The organism is Mycobacterium sp., assembly GCF_050700595.1.
In the GTDB taxonomy this organism is placed as follows: domain Bacteria; phylum Actinomycetota; class Actinomycetes; order Mycobacteriales; family Mycobacteriaceae; genus Mycobacterium.
In genome coordinates, this window is record NZ_JBOHHI010000086.1 from 1 (window position 1) to 18,872 (window position 18,872).

An 18,872-nucleotide genomic window follows, 5' to 3' on the forward strand; every position below is an offset into this window, starting at 1 on the left:
ATCGAACCCAACACTCGTACGCTGAACCTTCACTGGGGCCTCCCACATCTGTGGCTCTACGGCCAGGACCGAATTCCTAACCGCAACCCACGTTCACATGTGAGCGAGGCCCCAGCCCCCCATACCGTCTAGTTCTGCGTGCCGACGGGCCATGCGGGCGATCGCGTGCGACCCTAACAGTACGGTTGTCCTGCATTCGCTGATGCCGATGACCCGGTTTTGTCCCGCCGGGCGGTGCCCTCACCCGTGCCGTCGCGGTAGCGTCTTGGACCGTGACCAACCCGCACGCACCGCTGTATATCCCCGGTGAAATCTGCGGCACCGTCGGCGCCGATCCGTCCACTCCGCCCGATCAGTGTCTGGCGATGGTCCGGGCGCAGGTCGACGCCGATGCGGTCAGCGCGCCACCGGCCGTCACGCCCGAATTGCTCCAGGTGGTCGACCAAGCCCGCGAGCACGGGGTCGACCTCAAGATCGTGGTGCTCGACCACAACCCGCCGAACGACCCGCCGTTGCGAGACGTTGCCACCGTGGTGGGTTCCGATCACCCGGATGCGACCGTGCTGGTGCTCAGCCCGTCACACGTCGGCTCCTACAGCAGCCACTTCCCGCGGTCCACGCTGGAGATCGGCGAAGACAACGCCAAAACCGGCAGCCCGGTGGTCTCGGCGCAGAACTTTCTTCACCAGCTGAATACGCCGCAGTTTCCCTGGACCGCGCTCACCATCGTGCTGCTGATCGGGGTATTGGTGGCCGCGGTCGGCACCCGGATCCTGCAGCAGCGCGCCAAGCGTTCAGCAACGGCCGACAACGACACCATTACATCGGCTGAGAACACCAAACAAGACGTCTAGCTAGCCATATGGCGTAGCTGCAGCGCACTCTTCACCGCTACTGGCAAATTTGCCAGGTCACTGTTGGGTCACAATCCTTTCAATTACAGAGCTGTAATTTGTGACTAAAGTTTCAGCTGCGTCAGATGTGACTTACGGTGCTAGTGATGCATGTGTCTTAAAGCGCGCTTCCAGTGTCAGCTGGGGCCGACGCCGACCGTCAGCGTTGAGCCATAGGAGACCAATGAGACGCACCCGCCGCGGCTCGCCTTCTCGATTGGCCCCGAGTCCCCGACTCGGGGCCAGGCTTGCCCGACTCCTGGGACCGGCGGTTCTGAGTGTGGCCCTGGTGCTGTGCACGCCGGGGCTGGCCATGGCTGATCCCGGTTCGGACACTGTGGGCGGGCTGATCGCCGATGTCGCCAAGGCCGATCAACGGTTGCAGGACCTGGGCGCCGAGATTCAGACCGAGCAGGAGAGTGTGAATAAGGCGCTGGTCGACGTGGAGACCGCCCGAGACAACGCCGCGACCGCCCAACACGACGTCGAGCTCAGCCGGCAGGCGGTCATGGACGCCGACGCGGCGATCGGGGCCGCTCAGCAGCGGTTCAACACCTTCGCGGCGGCCACCTACGTGAACGGTCCGTCGGACGGCTACCTGACCGCGCGCGGTCCCGACGACATCATCGAGACCGCGATCGCGGGCCGGACACTGGCGATAAGTTCCCAGCGGGTGCTGGACAACCTGCAGCGGGCCCGAACCCAACAGGTGAACCGGGAGTCCGCGGCGCGGCTGGCCAGGCAGCGGGCCGACACGGCCGCCGCCGACGCCCAGTCCAGTCAGGACGCGGCGGTGTCGGCGCTGACCAATGCGCACCGCAAGTTCGCCGAACAGCAACAGGAAGTCAACCGCCTGGCCGCCGAGTGCGACGCGGCCCGGGCCAGACTCGACGCCGCCCGCGCGTGGTCGGCACCGACGGGCGGGCACACAGCCGACCCGCGGGCGGCGTCGCCATCGGGTGACCGCTGGGACCCCGGCGCGTCGGGGACGCCGTCACCGAAGCGGGACCCCAACCAGTGGGACGGTGCGTGGGATCCCACCCTGCCGATGGTGCCCAGCGCCAACGTCCCGGGTGACCCGATCGCCGTTATCAACACCGTCCTGGGGATTTCGGCGACCTCATCGCAGGTCACCGCCAATATGGGGCGCAAGTTCCTCCAATCGGTGGGTCTCGCCAAGCCCGACACCCCTGACCCCGGGTTCACCAACGGCCGGATTCCGCGGGTGTACGGGCGGCAGGCCTCCGAATACGTGATCCGCCGCGGGATGTCGCAGATCGGGGTGCCGTACTCCTGGGGCGGGGGCAATGCCGCCGGTCCGAGCAATGGAATCGGCTCCGGTTCGGGCACCGTCGGATTCGACTGCTCGGGTCTGGTTTTGTACTCGTTCGCCGGGGTGGGCATCAAGCTGCCGCACTACTCGGGTTCGCAGTACAACTTGGGTCGCAAAATCCCGTCGTCGCAGATGCGCCGCGGCGACGTGATCTTCTACGGCCCCGGCGGCAGCCAGCACGTGACGATCTACCTGGGCAACGGCCAGATGCTCGAGGCGCCCGACGTCGGCTTGAAGGTGCGCGTCGCGCCGGTCCGCACCAGCGGTATGACGCCCTATGTTGTCCGCTATATCGAGTACTGAGACGTGAAAGGATCTATGTGGCACCGGTTTATGACCCGCAAGGGGTTGCGCGCTATCAAGCTGGCTTGGTTGATAGCGGCGGTGTCCGGGCTGCTGATCGGTTTGGCCGGTCCGGCCGCCGCCGAGGGCGCGTGGGATCCGACCTTGCCGGCGGGACCGAGCGCAGGAGCGCCGGGAGACCCGGTGGCCCTCGCCAATACTTCGCTGCAGGCCACCGCCCAGGCCACGCAGTCGACGCTCGATCTTGGTCGGCAGTTTCTCGGTGGGCTGGGGATCAACCTGGGTGGTAACAACAACACCGGCACCACGCCGAGCCGGATCCCACGGGTATACGGCCGCCAGGCTGTCGAGTATGTGATCAAACGCGGGGCGTCGCAGATGGGCGTGCCGTATTCGTGGGGTGGCGGCACTCCCACCGGTCCCGGCCGCGGCGTGGATTCCGGAGCCGATACCGTCGGCTTCGATTGCTCCGGCTTGACCCGGTATGCATTCGCCGGGGTCGGCGTGCTGATCCCGCGGTTCTCCGGCGACCAGTACAACGCCGGCCGGCATATTCCGCCGTCGCAGGCCAAGCGCGGTGACTTGATCTTCTACGGCCCCGGCGGCAGCCAGCATGTCACGCTCTACCTGGGCAATGGTCAGATGTTGGAGGCGTCCAGCCTCGCCGGCAAAGTCACCGTCAGTCCGGTCCGCACCGGCGGAATGACGCCGTATGTCACCCGGATCATCGAGTACTGACCTGCTCGGAAGGAACATGCGGGCATACCGCCACATCGACGGAACCCGGGCGGCCTGGAATAGTTGAACGCGGGCACGCCGCTGCCCCGCGACGTTCGTCGTGCGAGCAGTCGTGTCGGAAGAGAGCCGTGTCGGTTCAGCGTGGAAGGGAAGTCGATGACATCAGCAGGTGGCGCCAGTGGGTACTCGGGCGCCGGCGAACCGCAGACGGCGCCGGCGCACGCGGCGCCGTCCGGGGGTGGAAATGGGCTGGCCGCCGAGGTGCACACTCTGGAGCGAGCCATCTTCGAGGTCAAACGGATCATCGTCGGCCAAGACCAACTCGTCGAGCGCATGCTCGTCGGCCTGCTGTCCAAGGGCCACGTGCTGCTCGAAGGCGTACCCGGGGTCGCCAAGACGTTGGCGGTGGAGACCTTCGCACGTGTGGTGGGCGGGACATTCGCCCGAATCCAGTTCACCCCGGACCTGGTGCCCACCGACATCGTCGGTACCCGCATCTACCGGCAGGGCAAGGAAGAATTCGACACCGAACTCGGCCCGGTGGTGGTCAACTTCCTGCTGGCCGATGAGATCAACCGCGCCCCGGCCAAGGTGCAGTCGGCGCTGCTGGAGGTCATGCAGGAACGCCACGTGTCCATTGGTGGCAAGACCTTCGCGCTGCCCAACCCGTTCCTGGTGATGGCGACACAGAACCCGATCGAGCACGAGGGGGTCTATCCGCTGCCGGAGGCCCAGCGGGACCGCTTCCTGTTCAAGATCAACGTCGGCTATCCCTCTTCGGAGGAGGAGCGCGAAATCATCTACCGGATGGGTGTGCGGCCGCCGGAGCCGAAGCAGATCCTCAACACCGGCGACTTGCTGCGGCTGCAGGAAATCGCGGCCAATAACTTCGTCCACCACGCGCTGGTCGACTATGTGGTTCGCGTCGTGATGGCCACCCGTTACCCCGAGCAGCTCGGCATGAACGACGTCAAGAGCTGGGTTGCGTTCGGTGCATCGCCGCGTGCCTCGTTGGGCATCATCGCCGGGGCCCGCTCGCTGGCCCTGGTGCGCGGACGCGACTACGTGATCCCGCAGGACGTCATCGAGGTCATTCCCGACGTGCTGCGCCACCGGTTGGTGCTCACTTATGACGCGCTCGCCGACGAAATCTCGCCGGAGATCGTCATCAACCGGGTTCTGCAGACGGTCGCCATGCCGCAAGTGAATGCCGTTCCGCAGCAAGGGCATTCGGTGCCCCCGGTGATGCAAGCCGCGACGGCGGCCAGCGGTCGGTGACGGACCCCAAGACTCCGGCGGTGGTCCATCCGCCGTCGATGCAGCGCGGGCAGATCGATGACCCCAAGCTGTCGGCGGCGCTACGCACCCTCGAGCTCACCGTCAAGCGCAAGCTCGACGGCGTGCTGCACGGCGACCATCTGGGCCTGATCCCGGGGCCGGGGTCCGAGCCGGGCGAATCGCGGCTTTATCAGCCCGGCGACGACGTGCGACGGATGGACTGGGCGGTCACCGCACGTACCAACCACCCGCATGTCCGGCAGATGATCGCCGACCGGGAACTGGAGACCTGGCTGGTGGTCGACATGTCGGCCAGCCTGGATTTCGGCACCACGGTCTGTGAGAAACGGGATCTGGCGGTGGCGGCCGCGGCGGCGATCACCTTTCTCAACAGTGGGGGTGGCAACCGGCTCGGCGCGCTGATCTCCACCGGGGCGCAGATGATCCGGGTGCCGGCCCGCTCGGGGCGCATGCACGAGCACACGCTGTTGCGCACCATCGCCACCACACCCAAGGCGCCGGTCGGGGTGCGCGGAGATCTGGCGGGGGCCATCGACGCACTGCGCCGCCCCGAACGTCGCCGCGGGATGGCCGTGATCATCAGCGACTTCCTCGGCCCGATCAACTGGATGCGTCCGCTGCGCGCGATCGCGGCCCGCCACGAGGTGTTGGGCATCGAGGTGCTCGATCCCCGCGACGTCGAGCTGCCCGACATCGGGGACGTCGTGCTGCAAGACGCCGAAACCGGGGTGACCCGCGAGTTCACCATCGACGCGCAACTGCGCGACGACTTCGCCAAGGCCGCGGCGGCCCATCGCGCCGATGTGAAGCGCACCATCCGCAGCTGCGGAGCACCGTTGTTGTCGTTGCGCACCGACCGCGACTGGATCGCCGACATCGTCCGTTTCGTCGAGTCCCGCCGCCGCGGAGCATTGGCGGGGCGCCAGTGACGTTGCCGTTGCTCGGCCCGATGACGCTGACCGGGTTCGCACACGCGTGGTTTTTTCTGTTCCTGCTGGTCGTTCTCGGCATCGTCGCGCTGTACATCATCGCGCAGGTGGCCCGGCACCGTCGGATGCTGCGGTTCGCCAACATGGAGCTGCTGGAAAGCGTTGCGCCCAAACAGCCAACCCGGTGGCGGCACCTGTCGGCGATCCTGCTGGTGTTGTCGCTGTTGCTGCTGACGATCGCGATGGCCGGGCCGACGCACGATGTGCGGATCCCGCGCAACCGCGCGGTCGTGATGCTGGTGATCGACGTGTCGCAGTCGATGCGTGCCACCGACGTCCAACCCAATCGCATGGTTGCCGCGCAGGAAGCCGCCAAGGAGTTCGCCGGGGAGCTGACCCCCGGTATCAATCTGGGGCTGATCGCGTATGCGGGTACCGCGACGGTTCTGGTGCAACCGACGACCAACCGGGAGGCGACCAAGGTCGCGCTGGAGAAGTTGCAGTTCGCCGATCGCACCGCGACCGGCGAGGGCATCTTCACCGCGCTGCAGGCCATCGCCACCGTCGGCGCGGTGATCGGCGGCGGGGACACCCCGCCGCCCGCGCGGGTCGTGTTGTTCTCCGACGGCAAGGAAACGGTGCCGACCAACCCCGACAACCCCAAGGGCGCGTTCACCGCGGCGCGGACCGCCAAGGATCAAGGTGTGCCGATCTCGACGATCTCGTTCGGCACGCCGTACGGCTTTGTGGATATCAACGGCCAGCGCCAGCCGGTGCCCGTCGACGACACCACGATGAAGAAGGTCGCCGAACTGTCCGGCGGCAACAACTACGGCGCGTCCAACGTCGAGCAGCTCAAAGAGGTGTACGCGACCCTGCAGCAGCAGATCGGCTACGAGACGATCCGCGGCGACGCCAGCGTGGGCTGGCTACGGCTCGGTTCGCTGATTCTGGCGCTCGCAGCGCTCGCCGCCCTGCTGATCAACCGCCGCCTGCCGGCCTAAGGTTTGGCGTCGAGTGGCCACTTAATGCACGCGTCCGACCAAAATGCGTGTCATAAGTGGCCACTCGGCGATGCGCTAAGTTGGCGGGGTGACTGACACAGCCACCGAGAAAACCACCGTGGGCCGGCCGCAGTTCGTGGCCCGATCAGTCCTGGTTACCGGGGGAAACCGCGGGATCGGGCTGGCCGTGGCGCGCCGGCTGGCCGCCGACGGGCACAAGGTGGCGGTGACCCACCGCGCATCCGGTGCGCCCGACGGGTTGTTCGGCGTCGAGTGTGACGTCACCAGCTACGACGCCGTCGACGCCGCATTCACCGCCGTCGAAGAACACCAGGGTCCGGTCGAAGTGCTGGTGGCCAACGCCGGCGTCAACGCTGACATGCTGATCATGCGGATGAGCGAGGAGCAGTTCTACAAGGTCATCGACGCGAACCTGACCGGTGTGTTCCGGGTCGCCAAACGGGCGTCGCGCAACATGGTCAAGAAGCGGTTCGGGCGCTTCATCTTCATGGGGTCCGTTGTCGGGTTGACCGGTCTGCCGGGACAGGCGAACTACGCCGCGTCCAAGGCCGGGCTGGTCGGAATGGCCCGCTCGCTGACCCGCGAACTGGGGTCGCGGTCCATCACCGCCAACGTGGTGGCCCCCGGCTTTATCGACACCGAGATGACCCGTGCCATGGAACCGAAATACGTGGAAATGGCGCAGCAGGCGATTCCGTTGGGCCGCATCGGTCATCCGGAGGAGGTCGCCGGTGTGGTCAGCTTCCTGGCGTCCGAGGACGCCGCGTACATCTCGGGTGCGGTGATCCCGGTCGACGGCGGCATGGGAATGGGCCACTGAAGACTCCGACGTAAGGACGGATATGGCAGGATTGCTCGACGGCAAACGGATCCTGGTCACCGGGATCATCACCGACGCGTCGATCGCGTTTCACATCGCCCGGGTGGCGCAGGAACAGGGTGCCGAGCTCGTTTGTACCGGGTTTCAGCGGATGCGGCTGATCGAACGCATTCTCGGTCGGCTGCCGCAGAAGCCGCCGCTGATCGAGCTCGATGTGCAAGACGAGAAGCATTTGGCCACACTGGCGGAGCGGATCACCGAGGTCATCGGCGAGGGCAACAAGCTCGACGGTGTGGTGCATTCGATCGGATTCATGCCCCCCAGCGGGATGGGCATTAACCCGTTCTTCGACGCGCCTTTCGGGGATGTCGCCAAAGGCATTCATATCTCGGCGTATTCGTACGCGTCGCTGGCCAAGGCGCTGCTGCCGATCATGAGTCGGGGCAGCGCCATCGTCGGCATGGACTTCGACCCGACCCGCGCGATGCCGGCCTACAACTGGATGACGGTCGCCAAGAGCGCGCTGGAGTCGGTGAACCGGTTCGTCGCGCGCGAGGCCGGGCAGTACGGTGTGCGCTCGAATCTCGTTGCCGCGGGCCCGCTCCGGACGCTGGCCATGAGCGCGATCGTCGGCGGCGCCCTTGGTGAGGAGGCCAGCAGTCAGATGCAGCTGCTCGAGCAGGGTTGGGATCAGCGAGCGCCGATCGGCTGGGACATGAAGGACGCCACACCCGTCGCCAAGACGGTGTGCGCGGTGCTGTCCGACTGGCTACCGGCCACCACGGGTGACATCATCTACGCCGACGGCGGGGCCCACACCCAATTGCTCTGATGGACTTCGATGCAGTTCTGCTGCTGTCCTTCGGCGGACCGGAAGGACCCGAACAAGTGCGGCCCTTCCTGGGGAACGTCACCCGCGGGCGCGGCGTGCCGCCGGAACGTCTCGACGAGGTGGCCGAGCATTACCTGCACTTCGGCGGGGTGTCGCCGATCAACGGCATCAACCGGGCGTTGCTCGAGCAGTTGCGCGCCGAACTCGACCTGCCGGTGTACTTCGGTAACCGCAACTGGGAGCCCTACGTCGAAGACACCGTTACCACGATGGCCGACAACGGGATTGGTCGTGCTGCGGTATTCGTCACCTCGGCGTGGAGCGGCTATTCAAGCTGCACTCAATACGTCGAGGACATTGCCCGGGCCCGTCGGGTGGCCGGTGAGCGCGCACCGGAGCTGGTTAAGTTGCGACCGTACTTCGATCATCCGCTGTTCGTCGAGATGTTCGCCGACGCAATCACCGCGGCCGCCGACACGCTGCCCGCCGGGTTGCGTGACGATGCAAGGTTGGTGTTCACCGCACATTCCATCCCGGTCGCGGCCGACCAGGGCTTCGGCCCCTGCCTGTACAGCCGCCAAGTCGGGTACGCCGCGCGGCTGGTGGCCGCGGCGGCCGGATACCAGCGATACGACCAGGTGTGGCAGTCACGGTCGGGCCCAGCGCATGTGCCGTGGCTGGAACCTGACGTCTCCGACCACCTCAGCACGCTGGCCGCCGCGCACATCGAGGCCGTCATCGTGTGCCCGATCGGCTTTGTCGCCGACCATATCGAGGTGGTGTGGGATCTCGACCACGAGCTGCGCTCGCAGGCCGAGGCGGCGGGTATTGCCTTCGCGCGGGCCGCTACACCCAACGCCGACAGGCGATTTGCCCGCCTGGCCAGAGGCTTGATCGACGAACTGCGCGCCGGCCGCGAGCCCGCCCGGGTGGCCGGCCCCGATCCGGTGCCGGGCTGCGGAGCCAGCCTCAACGGTGAGCCGTGCCGGCCGCCGCACTGTGTCGCCGAGGAGATCAGACCCAAGCCGACCGCAGAATCGCGCTGACCGCGGCCATTCGTGCCGAGCGCACCACCGGAGCCAGCGGCCGCAGCGCGTTGCCGGCGATCTGCCCCTCCGACGAGGATTGGGTCCAGACCCGGGTCAACCCGGCGCTGACCGTGATGATCGCGTCGACGTGGGCCGCGGTCTCCAGCACCCGCCCCGCACGTGGCGGCGCGTGGTCGGGAATGCGGTGGTGCCAAGTGGTTTCCAGCAACTGGTCGACGAGTCCACGCGGATCATCGATGTCGGAGCCGGCGGCCTGCAGCCCGATAGCGGCGAGCGCCTCAGCCGCCGACCGCACGGCCGAGCGCAGCGCGTATTCGGTTTCGGCGAGCTCGTGCTCGTCGAGGGCCGGCGCACCGGGCAGCGAGTAGACCGTCCATGACAGCACGCGCACTTCGGGCACACCCGAGGCGTCATCGGCGGCGTCGTATCCGAGCTCGGGGACCAGCCCGACGGCGATCGCCGTGTCGTTGGGATCGGACAAGATCACCGCTTCGCCGGCCGCCAGTGCGTCCTGCTCGAACTGCGAACCGGGGGCCAAGCCGCGGACATCGCCGGGTACCGGCAGCACCAGGTTGACCGAAGGCGGGGTCATCGGCGCGCGAGCCGGCCGACCGGCTGCGGTACGCAGCGTCTGCAGTAACGAAACCGCGCCGACGTCGTCCACGTCGGGCCACGGCAGCCCGGTGTGGCCCGCTGCGACGGCATCATAGGCGGTAACTGATTGCATTGGCGCCCAACGTGATAACGCATCAAGGACGTCATCGGGCGCGGCCCTGCCGGCAAGCCAGGCATTGGCCCATACCGAGAGGGTTGCACTGGGGCACCACATGGTCTCGCAGTCTAGTTGTTCGTCCTGATCGCGGCCGGGTACGCGATATCCTGGCGGCATGACTGCCGGCCTGATCTGGTTGATCGTCGCGCTGGGGCTCGCCGGTGCGGAGGCGCTGACCGGCGACATGTTCTTGTTGATGCTCGGCGGCGGGGCGCTGGCCGCGGCCGTGAGCAGTTGGCTGCTGGACTGGCCGGTCTGGGCCGACGGCGCGGTGTTCCTGGTGGTTTCGGTGCTGCTGCTGACGCTGGTCCGGCCCGGGCTGCGACGGCGTTTGACGCCCGCGGCCGGCGCGTTGACCGGTGTGCAGGCGTTGGAAGGCAAGAGCGCTCTGGTCCTCGACCGGGTCGCGGTCGACGAGGGGCAGGTGAAGCTGGACGGCCAGGTGTGGACGGCGCGACCGTTAAACGACAGCGATGTCTATCAGCCCGGCGAGCGGGTGACCGTCGTGCACATCGACGGCGCTACCGCGGTGGTCTGGAGAAACGGGTAGCCCGGCGACGATGCAGAGCGCGCAGCGCGATGAGGAGGAGTCGGGCAATCGAAATAGTAGAAGGAGTTGCCATGGTTGCCGGTTTGGTGTTTTTGGCCGTCCTGGTGGTGTTCGCCGCGATTGTGGTGGCCAAGTCGGTTGCCCTCATCCCGCAGGCGGAGGCGGCGGTGATCGAGCGGCTGGGCCGCTACAGCCGCACGGTCAGCGGGCAGTTGACGCTGCTGGTGCCGTTCATCGATCGCATCCGCGCCAAGGTGGACCTGCGCGAGCGGGTGGTGTCTTTTCCGCCGCAGCCGGTGATCACCGAGGACAACCTGACGCTGGCTATCGACACCGTGGTCTATTTTCAGGTCACCAGCCCTCAGGCTGCCGTCTACGAGATCAGCAACTACATCATCGGGGTGGAGCAGCTGACCACCACCACCCTGCGCAACGTGGTCGGCGGCATGACACTGGAGCAGACGTTCACCTCACGCGACCAGATCAACCAGCAACTGCGCGGGGTGCTCGACGAAGCCACCGGGCGCTGGGGGCTGCGGGTGGCCCGGGTTGAGCTGCGCAGCATCGATCCGCCGCCGTCAATCCAGGCGTCGATGGAAAAGCAGATGAAGGCCGACCGCGAAAAACGGGCGATGATCCTCACCGCCGAAGGCCAGCGGGAGTCGGCGATCAAGCAGGCCGAAGGGGAGAAGCAGGCGCGGATCCTCGCCGCCGAAGGCGCCAAGCAGGCCGCGATCCTGGCCGCCGAGGCCGATCGGCAATCCCGGATGCTGCGCGCGCAAGGCGAACGGGCCGCAACGTATCTGCGGGCCCAAGGCCAGGCCAAGGCCATCGAGAAGACGTTCGCCGCGATCAAGGCCGGCCGGCCCACCCCGGAGCTGCTGGCCTACCAGTACCTGCAGGTGCTGCCGCAGATCGCACAGGGTGAGTCCAGCAAGGTGTGGGTGGTGCCCAGCGACTTCGGTTCGGCCTTGCAGGGTTTCACCAAATTGCTGGGCGCACCCGGCGAGGATGGGGTTTTTCGTTACCAGCCATCGCCGGTCGAAGCCGACTTGCCCAAGCCCGAGGACGACAGCGATGAGATCGCCGACTGGTTCACCACCGAGACCGATCCGGCGGTCGTGCAAGCGGTCGCCAAGGCCGAGGCTGACGCGCGCAAGCCGGTGGATGGCGAAATCGGTACGCCGCAGTTGGGTCAATAGCCCATGGGCGCCTTGACATCTCCGAAAACCTATGCGGCGCTGGCCGCCATCCAGGCCGGCGACGCGGTGGCGTGTGCGATTCCGTTGCTTTACATCGCCAAATCACTGGACACACTGGGTGTTCCGCAGAGCATCCGGTGGATCCTTCCGGTCAGCAAGGCCGCCTCGGTTGTCGGATTGCTGTCGGTCAGCAGGATTCCGGTGTTGGCACGGCTGACCACGGCCATGCTGACGTTGTATTGCGTGCTTGCGGTTGGGGCACACATCCGCGCGCACGACCGCGTTGTGAATGCCGTTCCGGCGGCGTCGTTTTTGGCCACCTACGCGGTGCTGACACTGAAGGGCCGGGGCCGGGGCCGGGGCTAGTCGACGCCTCGCGACTTCTGGCACGCGATAGCCGCCGCGGAAACGCCATGACGGCTTCCGCGGCGGCCACCACGGGGTTCGAAACGACTATGGTCCGGGTGGGCCCGGCGGTCCGACTGGACCCGGTGCGCCGGGTGGCCCTGGTTCGAGTGGCCCTGGGGCGCCGGGCGGTCCGGGTGGCCCAGGTGGCCCGACTGGCCCGCCTGGTGCGCCGATGGGTCCTGGCGCCCCGATCGCTCCGGGGGGTCCTGGTGCGCCGATCGCTCCGGGGGGTCCGGGCGGTCCGGGCGGTCCCGGCGGTCCCGGGGGCCCCGGCGGCTGTTGCGGAAACGCGAAAGCGGGCGTTAGCGGGGTGAAATTCGTCGCTGTGGCGGTAGGTGCGATACCCGTTGCTGTGATAACTGCGCCGACGACCAGACCGGTCATGCCGGCGCTGATGGTGGCGGTGTTCTTCCCGCCCTTCCTGCTGTTTTTATCGTCGTGACCCATGAGGTTGTCCTCAAAATCGGTGGTTGCTGACATCGCGGAAGTACCCCGCCCGAGCAAAGTGAAACCACCAATTTTCGCCGGCGCAAACTCGCGGCGGCGGTGCTCCACCCGTCGAGGCGTGCGGCACCAGGAAACACACCAGGACCTTGGCGAAGAGCAGCGCTGGGATCCAGGCCAGCGCAATCGGCAGCGGCAACCACATCAAGTTGACCAGCACAGCGACCAGCGTGAGGCAAAGTGCGACGGCGCGAGTGCGTGGCAGCCCGAAGAAGCTACAAAACGGTCCAGGCCGCTGTGGGACGGTTATGGCCGAGACTGCGCCGGGCCGTCGACCCGTACCTCCACCATCGGCAGCGGCGTATTCGCCTCGGTGATTTCGCGGCCCATGGTCTCCTCGAGTATGCCCTTGAAGCGAGCCCACGCGCGAGGATGGCGGCTGGTGTACGCCGCGAGCGTGCGATCGGCCTCCTGCTGGTTGAGCACACGGGCGCTGGCTCGTGCGGGTGCGCGGCTGCCGGCGTAGACACGTACGTGTGGATTGGCTTGAATGTTGCGGAACCACTGGGCTTTTTCCCCGAAGCCGGAGGCCACTACATAGCTGTCGCGGGTGGGGTGCTCGACGACCTCCAGGACGACGTGGCGCGGCGCACCGGACTTGCGGCCGACGTGTTCGATCATCAATAGCCGCGAACCCAGCAGCGCGCCGGCGCGGGCCCGGTAGATCCAGATCGGCGCTCGCATGAGCCAGCGCGACCGCAGCAGCCGTGCACCGCGCGAAGCGAATCGCGACGACGGACCTGTTGTAGACATGGTGTGCCTCCGTTTCTTTGGTGGTGGATCAGCCGTCCTTACTGACGAGTCCGTCGCGGTAGATTGCGAAAACCTCTGTGGCCCAACGCTGGATGCCGTCCGCAGAGAGCGGGTCGAAGCCGAGCAGTTCGGTGAGCCGTGGACGTAGGGTCAGCACTGCGAGGTCATTGACCAACAAAAAGGCTGCCCGCACTGCGGGATCGCCACCGGCACTGGCGGTTCCGGCGGCCGCCATCGCGCCGAGGGTGTCGAGGCTGACGCGGTGTAACCGTTTGAACAGGGTCGCTCCGGCCGGACCGCCGGCGATCAGCAGCCGGGTCAGATAGGCCGGGATCGACGAACCGGGCGGCAGGTGGGTGGCGAGGCCGTCGAGCATGCTCGGCACTGCAGCAGTATTCAAACCGGAAGTTGCTGTGCGCGCGCTCATTTCGATCAGTAGCGCCTCAAGGCTGCCAACGACGTGGTTGTCGACCGCTGTCACCAGGCCGTCCTTAGAGCCGTAGTGGCGCACCAGCAGGGCCGGTGACACACCGGCCGCGGCCGCGATATCGCGCATCGTGACCGCGTCCGCGCCGCGCTCGGCGAACAGTCGCAGCGCCTCATCGCGGATCCGGGCACGCGCAGTCCGGTCGTCGGGCAGGAGTGAATGTATGTTTACAATTATAAACAATTGTTTAGTATGGCGCCAAGTGACGGCGCCGGGATGGGCGGACGGGTAATCGGTACGCTCGAACATTAATGGGGCCCGCACACCACTTGGTCAGAGACGACCATCCCGGCCCGCGGAAATGGGCACTAGAGGACATCCGGATCTCCGACCCCGCCGCGCTACAGCGATCCATCCTGGGCACCGCGATCGGCAATTTCATGGAGTGGTATGACTTCGGCGTTTACGGCTTCCTTGCCACCACGATCGCGCAGGTCTTCTATCCCGCGGACAGTGCCAGCGGCACCGGATTGATCGCCACCTTCGGCACACTGGCGGCGGCGTTTGCGGTCCGACCGCTGGGTGGTTTCGTGTTTGGCCCACTTGGTGACCGGATCGGTCGCAAACGCGTGTTGATGATGACGATTCTGCTGATGGCGCTGGCCACGACCGTCAGCGGTGTGCTGCCGGGCCACGACAGCATCGGTGTCTGGGCGTCGACCTTGCTGATCGCCACCCGACTCGTCCAGGGCTTCTCCACCGGAGGTGAGTATGTCGGTGCGATGACGTACATCGGCGAACACGCGCCTGACCGCAGACGCGGCATGCTGGGCGGATTTCTGCCACTGGGCACACTGAGCGGCTACTTGGTCGCCGCGGTGCTGGTCTCCATGCTCAAGGTCCAGCTCTCGGTCGACGAGATGTTGAGCTGGGGCTGGCGCATCCCGTTCCTGGTGGGCGCCCCGTTCGGCGTCATCGCGCTGTACATGCGGCTGCGCATTGACGAGTCGCCGGCCTTCGAGGAAATGCGGGAGAAGCAAAAAGAGTCCAGCTCGGCCGGTTGGCAACAGTTCAAGCACACGGTCGCGCAGCAGTGGCGGCCGCTGCTGGTGTGCATGGGCCTGGTGATGACGTTCAACATCAACAGTTACATGCTCACCGGATACCTGCCGACGTACTTCAAGGAGGTCGGGCGCATTAGCGGCACTGCCGGGCTGATGTTGATCGGATTGGTGCTGCTCGCCTTGTTGTCGGCCGTGGTCTTCGTGGCCACGCTGTCTGACCGCATCGGCGTCAAACCGATCATGCGGACCGGCTGCGCGTTGCTGATTGTCGGCTCGGTCCCGGCGTTCCTGCTGATCCGGTTCGGCAACAGCTACCCGGTGATGTTCATCGGCGTGTTGCTCATCGGGATGATGATGTTGTGCTTCTACAGCACCGAACCGGCTACGCTACCGGCGCTGTTCCCCACCAATGTGCGCTACAGCGCGGTGGCCATCGGGTACAACATCTCCGTCTCGGCCTTCGGCGGCACCACGCCGCTGATCGCCGAGTCGCTGGTCCACGGTCTCGGCAATGTGATGGTGCCCGCCTACATGCTGATGGTTGCGGGCGTCATCGGCCTGCTGACCCTGGTGTTCACCCCGGAGGTGGCGGGCAAGCGGCTGCCGGGCTCCGGGCCTTCGGTCGCAAACGAAGAAGAAGCGCGTGCGCTCGCCGAGCGCGAGTACATCGACTAGCGGCGTTGCGCGTGGAATTGACACCACAACGGGATACGCCCCCTGCTGATGAGAACTACACACCGCAAGCGCCAGATCCGGGTCTCCGACCCGGGGACGACGCGCCGGTCGATCCAGGGCACCACGATCGGCAACTTCATGGAGTGGTACGACTTCGGTGTCTACGGCTATATCGCCACCACGATCTCGCAGGTGTTCTATCCGGGCAACAGCGCCAGCGCGGCCAACCTCATCGCCACGTTCGGCACGCTGGCGGCGGCATTTGCGGTACGCCCGCTCGGCGGGCTCTTCTTCGGCCCGCTTGGCGATCGCATCGGGCGCCGGCGGGTGCTGATAATCACGATCCTGCTGATGACCGCCGGCACGACAGCGACCGGTTTACTGCCCGGCTACCGCAGCATCGGCATCTGGGCGCCGATCTTGCTTGTCGTCACCCGAGTCTTTCAGGGCTTCTCCACCGGCGGCGAATACGTCGGCGCCATGACCTACGTCGACGAGCACGCCCCTGACCGTAAACGCGGCATGCTGGCCGCGTTCCTGCCGTTGGGCTCGCAGGGCGGATATGTGGTCGCGGGGTCGCTGGTGACCGCACTGCACACCTGGCTGCCTGCCAGCGACATGCTCAGCTGGGGGCTGGCGGATTCCCTTGCTGCTGAGCGCCCCGCTCGGGCTGGTCGCGCTGTTTATGCGGCTGAGGCTCGAGGAGTCGCCTGCCTACGAGGACATGGACGAACGCGACGAGGTGTCCGACGACGGTGGCGGGCAGCAGTTCAGGCGCACCGTCGTGCAGCAGTGGAAGCCACTGCTGATCTGCATAGGGCTGGTGTTGGCGTACAACGTCGCCGACTACATGCTCACTGGATACCTGCCGACGTACCTCACTGCGGTCGTGCGCATCGGTCACACCGCCGGACTCGTGATGATCGTGGTGACGTTGATGATCTTGATGGCGGCGGTGGTATTCCTCGCGAGATTATCCGACCACATCGGCGTCAAACCGATCCAATGGACCGGTGCCGGATTGCTTGTCGCTCTTTCGGTTCCGGCGTTTTTGCTGATCCGGTCCGGTGGCAGTTACCCGGTGATATTCATCGGTGTGCTGCTGATTGGTGTGATGGTGCTGTGCTTCGACAGCACGGCGCCGGCGACACTGCCGGCACTGTTTCCCACCAGCGTGCGCTACGGCGCGCTGGCTATCGGCTTCAACGTTTCGGTGTCGGCCTTCGGCGGTACCACTCCGCTGATCGCCCAGGCACTGATCTCCGGAACCGGCAACGTGATGATGCCGGCTTACATGCTGATCGCGGCGGGCCTGGTCGGCGCCATCACGCTGGTGTTCGTGCCGGAAGTAGCCGGCAAGCGGCTACCGGGTTCGGGTCCCGCGGTCGAGAGCTGCGAAGAGGCGCGCGACGTCGCCGAGGATATGACCTAAGCGTCGCTGCCTTTGCGGCCCACCGATCACGCCACGGTTGGTCACGACCGATCGGCGTCTCGAGTAGCGAGAATTGCCTTTACATCCAGCCGGACGCCGGTGGTGTTCACTCGCGCGCGGGCACGAGCGATGACGTCCTGAGCTGTCGGCTTGTCCGCTGTCGCGACGAGCACGCCGCGTAGGTACTCCTGCAGTGACTGTCCGGCACGTGCGGCTCTGGCCGCAAGCTCGTCGCGGACCTCGTCGGGCACGTCACGAACCGTGATGGCGACCATGCCCGCATCTTAGAAGCGACGCAGGTGAATACCAGCGAATCTCATCAAGGATCCTCACTATGCAGGAGTCCTTCCGGATGATGAATGTGATTGATTCGGGGTGGGCCGGCGCCGTCGGACCAGGCCAGGCGACCCTTGTCGGTGACGGTGGTGGTGTAGTCGCCTCGGGTTTCCGAGGCGTGGTCGGGCGGGCAGCCGAAGAACAGTTTGTCGGCGTCGGTGGTGCCGCCGCGCGCCCAGGCAACCGCATGGTGCACCTCACAGCGATAGCCGGATACCAGACAATCGGGCCGGGTGCAGCCGCGATCGCGTGCGTGGCAGATGATGCGTTGGTCGGTGGTGGCGATGCGTTTGCTGCGGCCCAGATATAACGGCCGCGCGGAGTGGTCGTCGAACACCGCCAGATAGTGAATCGCGTTGCCGGCCATCCGAATGAGATCGCGCATGGGCAAACGGCTGCCGCCACCGGTACGTGCGGGTGCTGGCATCCTGATACTGCAATCGCACGTGGCGCGGGCGGCCCGATCGAGTTCGCTCAGTGTGGTCGTGACGATCACTGTGACGGGCACACCGCGGTGGGTGCCGAGTTCTCCAGAGCTAATCCCATGGCGCAGAGTGAGTTTGAGAGCATCGTGGCAACGCTGCGCCGACGATCGGGTGTCGCGTTCGTCCGCTGCGGGGCCGGCGGGAGCATCGGGCAAGCGATGACCCGGGCGCACCGCCGCCGTCACGGCTTCGAGATACGCACGGGCTTCGGGATCCAGGAATCCGCTGATCCGGCTCATGCCGTCAGGGCGTTGGCGGCCCAGCACCAAACTGCGCTGCTTGGCCCGGTCCTCATCGGAGAAGTTGCCATCCGGATTGAGGCAGTCGGCGATCTTGTAACCGATTGCGGTCACGAATTTCGCGTCCTGTTTCGTGGCGTAGCCAACCAGTTTGCGCTCGGCCTCATCGCGGTCAGCAGCGCTGACGGCTACGGGTAGGTCGTCGAGGGCCTTGGTCACCGCGGCGATGTGGTCCTCGCCCACGTCGCCGGCCTCGACGGCCGCGCCCAGTTCCGGTAGTTCTGCCGGCAAACTCGGCCCGGTTAATGTGCGCCGCGGCCGAATCCGCGCCGCGACGCGAAACCGACGCTGGATTTCACCCCGCGTGACCCGCAGCCGAGCCCACAGCAGGTCACGCACCTTGACCTCGGTCGGCAGGGCGGGGTCGTCGGGTCCGTCGACCGGATCGGCGATTTCGCCGAACATCCGGTACGACAGGCCGCGGTTGGTGCGCTGCTGGCTTTCCAGCCGCTCGGCCACCTCGATGCGAAAGGCATTGCCCACCAGATCAGTACAGATGGAGCGGATCCTGGCATGCGCACTGTCGATGAGGTCTAAATCGGCGCGGATCCTGGCGCGCGCCGCATCGGCGGGCAGGGCGGGATCCGCGGTGGGCATAGCACCAGTCTATCGAACAAATGTGGCGCTCCACGGGTTTTCGTGGGCGCCTTTGTGCTGTTCAGGGATGTTTTTTGTTGCGGGAGAGGGTTGTCGGCGTTTCGCGGGTGAATTGAGGGACGCGCACGGGGTGTGGCTCTAGGTTTC

Annotated in this window: 19 protein-coding genes and 1 pseudogene; 14 read left to right on the plus strand and 6 right to left on the minus strand. The window is 66.3% G+C overall.

Features of this window, described 5'->3' with window-relative positions:
* The first annotated feature begins 272 nt into the window (after window positions 1–272).
* The 9 genes from ACRDTL_RS08775 to ACRDTL_RS08815 all read left to right on the plus strand — a co-directional run bounded on the left by ACRDTL_RS08775 (window position 273) and on the right by ACRDTL_RS08815 (window position 9,218).
* Window positions 273–854: a DUF6676 family protein gene (locus ACRDTL_RS08775; RefSeq protein WP_431506321.1), complete on the plus strand. Its 582-nt coding sequence runs from the start codon at window positions 273–275 to the stop codon at window positions 852–854.
* Window positions 855–1,077: 223 nt separating this feature from the next.
* A complete protein-coding gene (ripA, locus tag ACRDTL_RS08780) occupies window positions 1,078–2,529 on the plus strand; it encodes an NlpC/P60 family peptidoglycan endopeptidase RipA (RefSeq protein WP_431506322.1) in 1,452 nt (483 codons plus the stop codon).
* Window positions 2,530–2,559: 30 nt separating this feature from the next.
* Window positions 2,560–3,267 (plus strand): NlpC/P60 family peptidoglycan endopeptidase RipB, encoded by a 708-nt coding sequence (gene ripB, locus ACRDTL_RS08785; protein ID WP_431506338.1) that lies wholly within the window; start codon window positions 2,560–2,562, stop codon window positions 3,265–3,267.
* A gap of 156 nt (window positions 3,268–3,423) precedes the next feature.
* Window positions 3,424–4,545, plus strand: coding sequence for an AAA family ATPase (locus ACRDTL_RS08790; RefSeq protein WP_431506323.1), 1,122 nt, complete (start codon window positions 3,424–3,426; stop codon window positions 4,543–4,545).
* On the plus strand, window positions 4,542–5,495 hold the full coding sequence (locus ACRDTL_RS08795; RefSeq protein WP_431506324.1) for a DUF58 domain-containing protein: 954 nt from the start codon (window positions 4,542–4,544) through the stop codon (window positions 5,493–5,495). Before ACRDTL_RS08790 ends, ACRDTL_RS08795 begins: the two co-directional genes overlap by 4 nt.
* Window positions 5,492–6,499 carry a VWA domain-containing protein gene (locus ACRDTL_RS08800; RefSeq protein ID WP_431506325.1) on the plus strand — a complete coding sequence of 336 codons (1,008 nt, stop codon included), beginning with the start codon at window positions 5,492–5,494 and terminating at the stop codon, window positions 6,497–6,499. Before ACRDTL_RS08795 ends, ACRDTL_RS08800 begins: the two co-directional genes overlap by 4 nt.
* Window positions 6,500–6,587: 88 nt before the next feature.
* Entirely contained in the window at window positions 6,588–7,340 is a 753-nt protein-coding gene (gene fabG1 / locus ACRDTL_RS08805) for a 3-oxoacyl-ACP reductase FabG1 (protein WP_431506326.1), read from the plus strand.
* A gap of 22 nt (window positions 7,341–7,362) precedes the next feature.
* A complete protein-coding gene (gene inhA / locus ACRDTL_RS08810; protein ID WP_431506327.1) occupies window positions 7,363–8,172 on the plus strand; it encodes an NADH-dependent enoyl-ACP reductase InhA in 810 nt (269 codons plus the stop codon).
* Complete coding sequence (locus ACRDTL_RS08815; protein ID WP_431506328.1) at window positions 8,172–9,218, plus strand: ferrochelatase; 1,047 nt, start codon at window positions 8,172–8,174, stop codon at window positions 9,216–9,218. Before inhA ends, ACRDTL_RS08815 begins: the two co-directional genes overlap by 1 nt.
* On the opposite strand, the gene ACRDTL_RS08820 is transcribed toward ACRDTL_RS08815, so the two are convergent.
* Window positions 9,187–10,050 (minus strand): hypothetical protein, encoded by an 864-nt coding sequence (locus ACRDTL_RS08820; RefSeq protein ID WP_431506329.1) that lies wholly within the window; start codon window positions 10,048–10,050, stop codon window positions 9,187–9,189. The genes ACRDTL_RS08815 and ACRDTL_RS08820 overlap by 32 nt on opposite strands.
* Window positions 10,051–10,108: 58 nt before the next feature.
* Here ACRDTL_RS08820 and ACRDTL_RS08825 point away from each other — a divergent pair, with 58 nt between their 5' ends.
* The 3 genes from ACRDTL_RS08825 (at window position 10,109) to ACRDTL_RS08835 (ending at window position 12,111) form a co-directional block, all read left to right on the plus strand.
* A complete protein-coding gene (locus ACRDTL_RS08825; RefSeq protein ID WP_431506330.1) occupies window positions 10,109–10,543 on the plus strand; it encodes an NfeD family protein in 435 nt (144 codons plus the stop codon).
* A gap of 71 nt (window positions 10,544–10,614) precedes the next feature.
* Window positions 10,615–11,745, plus strand: coding sequence for an SPFH domain-containing protein (locus ACRDTL_RS08830; RefSeq protein ID WP_431506331.1), 1,131 nt, complete (start codon window positions 10,615–10,617; stop codon window positions 11,743–11,745).
* 3 nt (window positions 11,746–11,748) lie between these two features.
* Window positions 11,749–12,111, plus strand: coding sequence for a DoxX family protein (locus tag ACRDTL_RS08835; protein ID WP_431506332.1), 363 nt, complete (start codon window positions 11,749–11,751; stop codon window positions 12,109–12,111).
* A gap of 499 nt (window positions 12,112–12,610) precedes the next feature.
* Here the strand turns inward: ACRDTL_RS08835 and ACRDTL_RS08840 are convergent, their stop codons facing one another.
* The 3 genes from ACRDTL_RS08840 to ACRDTL_RS08850 all read right to left on the minus strand — a co-directional run bounded on the left by ACRDTL_RS08840 (window position 12,611) and on the right by ACRDTL_RS08850 (window position 14,080).
* Window positions 12,611–12,817, minus strand: a complete 207-nt coding sequence (locus ACRDTL_RS08840) for a hypothetical protein (protein WP_431506333.1) — start codon at window positions 12,815–12,817, stop codon at window positions 12,611–12,613.
* A gap of 86 nt (window positions 12,818–12,903) precedes the next feature.
* Window positions 12,904–13,410, minus strand: coding sequence for a nitroreductase family deazaflavin-dependent oxidoreductase (locus ACRDTL_RS08845; protein WP_431506334.1), 507 nt, complete (start codon window positions 13,408–13,410; stop codon window positions 12,904–12,906).
* 28 nt (window positions 13,411–13,438) lie between these two features.
* Window positions 13,439–14,080 carry a TetR/AcrR family transcriptional regulator gene (locus ACRDTL_RS08850; RefSeq protein ID WP_431506335.1) on the minus strand — a complete coding sequence of 214 codons (642 nt, stop codon included), beginning with the start codon at window positions 14,078–14,080 and terminating at the stop codon, window positions 13,439–13,441.
* A 173-nt stretch (window positions 14,081–14,253) separates the two neighbouring features.
* Between ACRDTL_RS08850 and ACRDTL_RS08855 the strand changes: the two genes are divergently transcribed.
* Entirely contained in the window at window positions 14,254–15,576 is a 1,323-nt protein-coding gene (locus tag ACRDTL_RS08855) for an MFS transporter (RefSeq protein ID WP_431506339.1), read from the plus strand.
* 138 nt (window positions 15,577–15,714) lie between these two features.
* Window positions 15,715–17,008: pseudogene (locus ACRDTL_RS08860) on the plus strand (MFS transporter).
* Between the two features lie 41 nt (window positions 17,009–17,049).
* Here ACRDTL_RS08860 and ACRDTL_RS08865 read toward each other — a convergent pair.
* Together ACRDTL_RS08865 and ACRDTL_RS08870 are read right to left on the minus strand one after the other, a co-directional pair.
* Complete coding sequence (locus ACRDTL_RS08865) at window positions 17,050–17,283, minus strand: FitA-like ribbon-helix-helix domain-containing protein (protein ID WP_431506336.1); 234 nt, start codon at window positions 17,281–17,283, stop codon at window positions 17,050–17,052.
* A 44-nt stretch (window positions 17,284–17,327) separates the two neighbouring features.
* Entirely contained in the window at window positions 17,328–18,725 is a 1,398-nt protein-coding gene (locus ACRDTL_RS08870) for an HNH endonuclease signature motif containing protein (protein ID WP_431506337.1), read from the minus strand.
* Window positions 18,726–18,872 lie beyond the last annotated feature (147 nt).

Bases quoted from the DNA above. Each gene is read 5' to 3' on its own strand.
- ripB (WP_431506338.1), top strand. From the start codon at position 2,560: ATGACCCGCAAGGGGTTGCGCGCTATCAAGCTGGCTTGGTTGATAGCG.
- ACRDTL_RS08870 (WP_431506337.1), bottom strand. From the start codon at position 18,725: ATGCCCACCGCGGATCCCGCCCTGCCCGCCGATGCGGCGCGCGCCAGG.
- ripA (WP_431506322.1), top strand. From the start codon at position 1,078: ATGAGACGCACCCGCCGCGGCTCGCCTTCTCGATTGGCCCCGAGTCCC.
- ACRDTL_RS08865 (WP_431506336.1), bottom strand. From the start codon at position 17,283: ATGGTCGCCATCACGGTTCGTGACGTGCCCGACGAGGTCCGCGACGAG.
- ACRDTL_RS08790 (WP_431506323.1), top strand. From the start codon at position 3,424: ATGACATCAGCAGGTGGCGCCAGTGGGTACTCGGGCGCCGGCGAACCG.
- ACRDTL_RS08820 (WP_431506329.1), bottom strand. From the start codon at position 10,050: ATGTGGTGCCCCAGTGCAACCCTCTCGGTATGGGCCAATGCCTGGCTT.
- inhA (WP_431506327.1), top strand. From the start codon at position 7,363: ATGGCAGGATTGCTCGACGGCAAACGGATCCTGGTCACCGGGATCATC.
- ACRDTL_RS08815 (WP_431506328.1), top strand. From the start codon at position 8,172: ATGGACTTCGATGCAGTTCTGCTGCTGTCCTTCGGCGGACCGGAAGGA.
- ACRDTL_RS08845 (WP_431506334.1), bottom strand. From the start codon at position 13,410: ATGTCTACAACAGGTCCGTCGTCGCGATTCGCTTCGCGCGGTGCACGG.
- ACRDTL_RS08835 (WP_431506332.1), top strand. From the start codon at position 11,749: ATGGGCGCCTTGACATCTCCGAAAACCTATGCGGCGCTGGCCGCCATC.
- ACRDTL_RS08830 (WP_431506331.1), top strand. From the start codon at position 10,615: ATGGTTGCCGGTTTGGTGTTTTTGGCCGTCCTGGTGGTGTTCGCCGCG.
- ACRDTL_RS08825 (WP_431506330.1), top strand. From the start codon at position 10,109: ATGACTGCCGGCCTGATCTGGTTGATCGTCGCGCTGGGGCTCGCCGGT.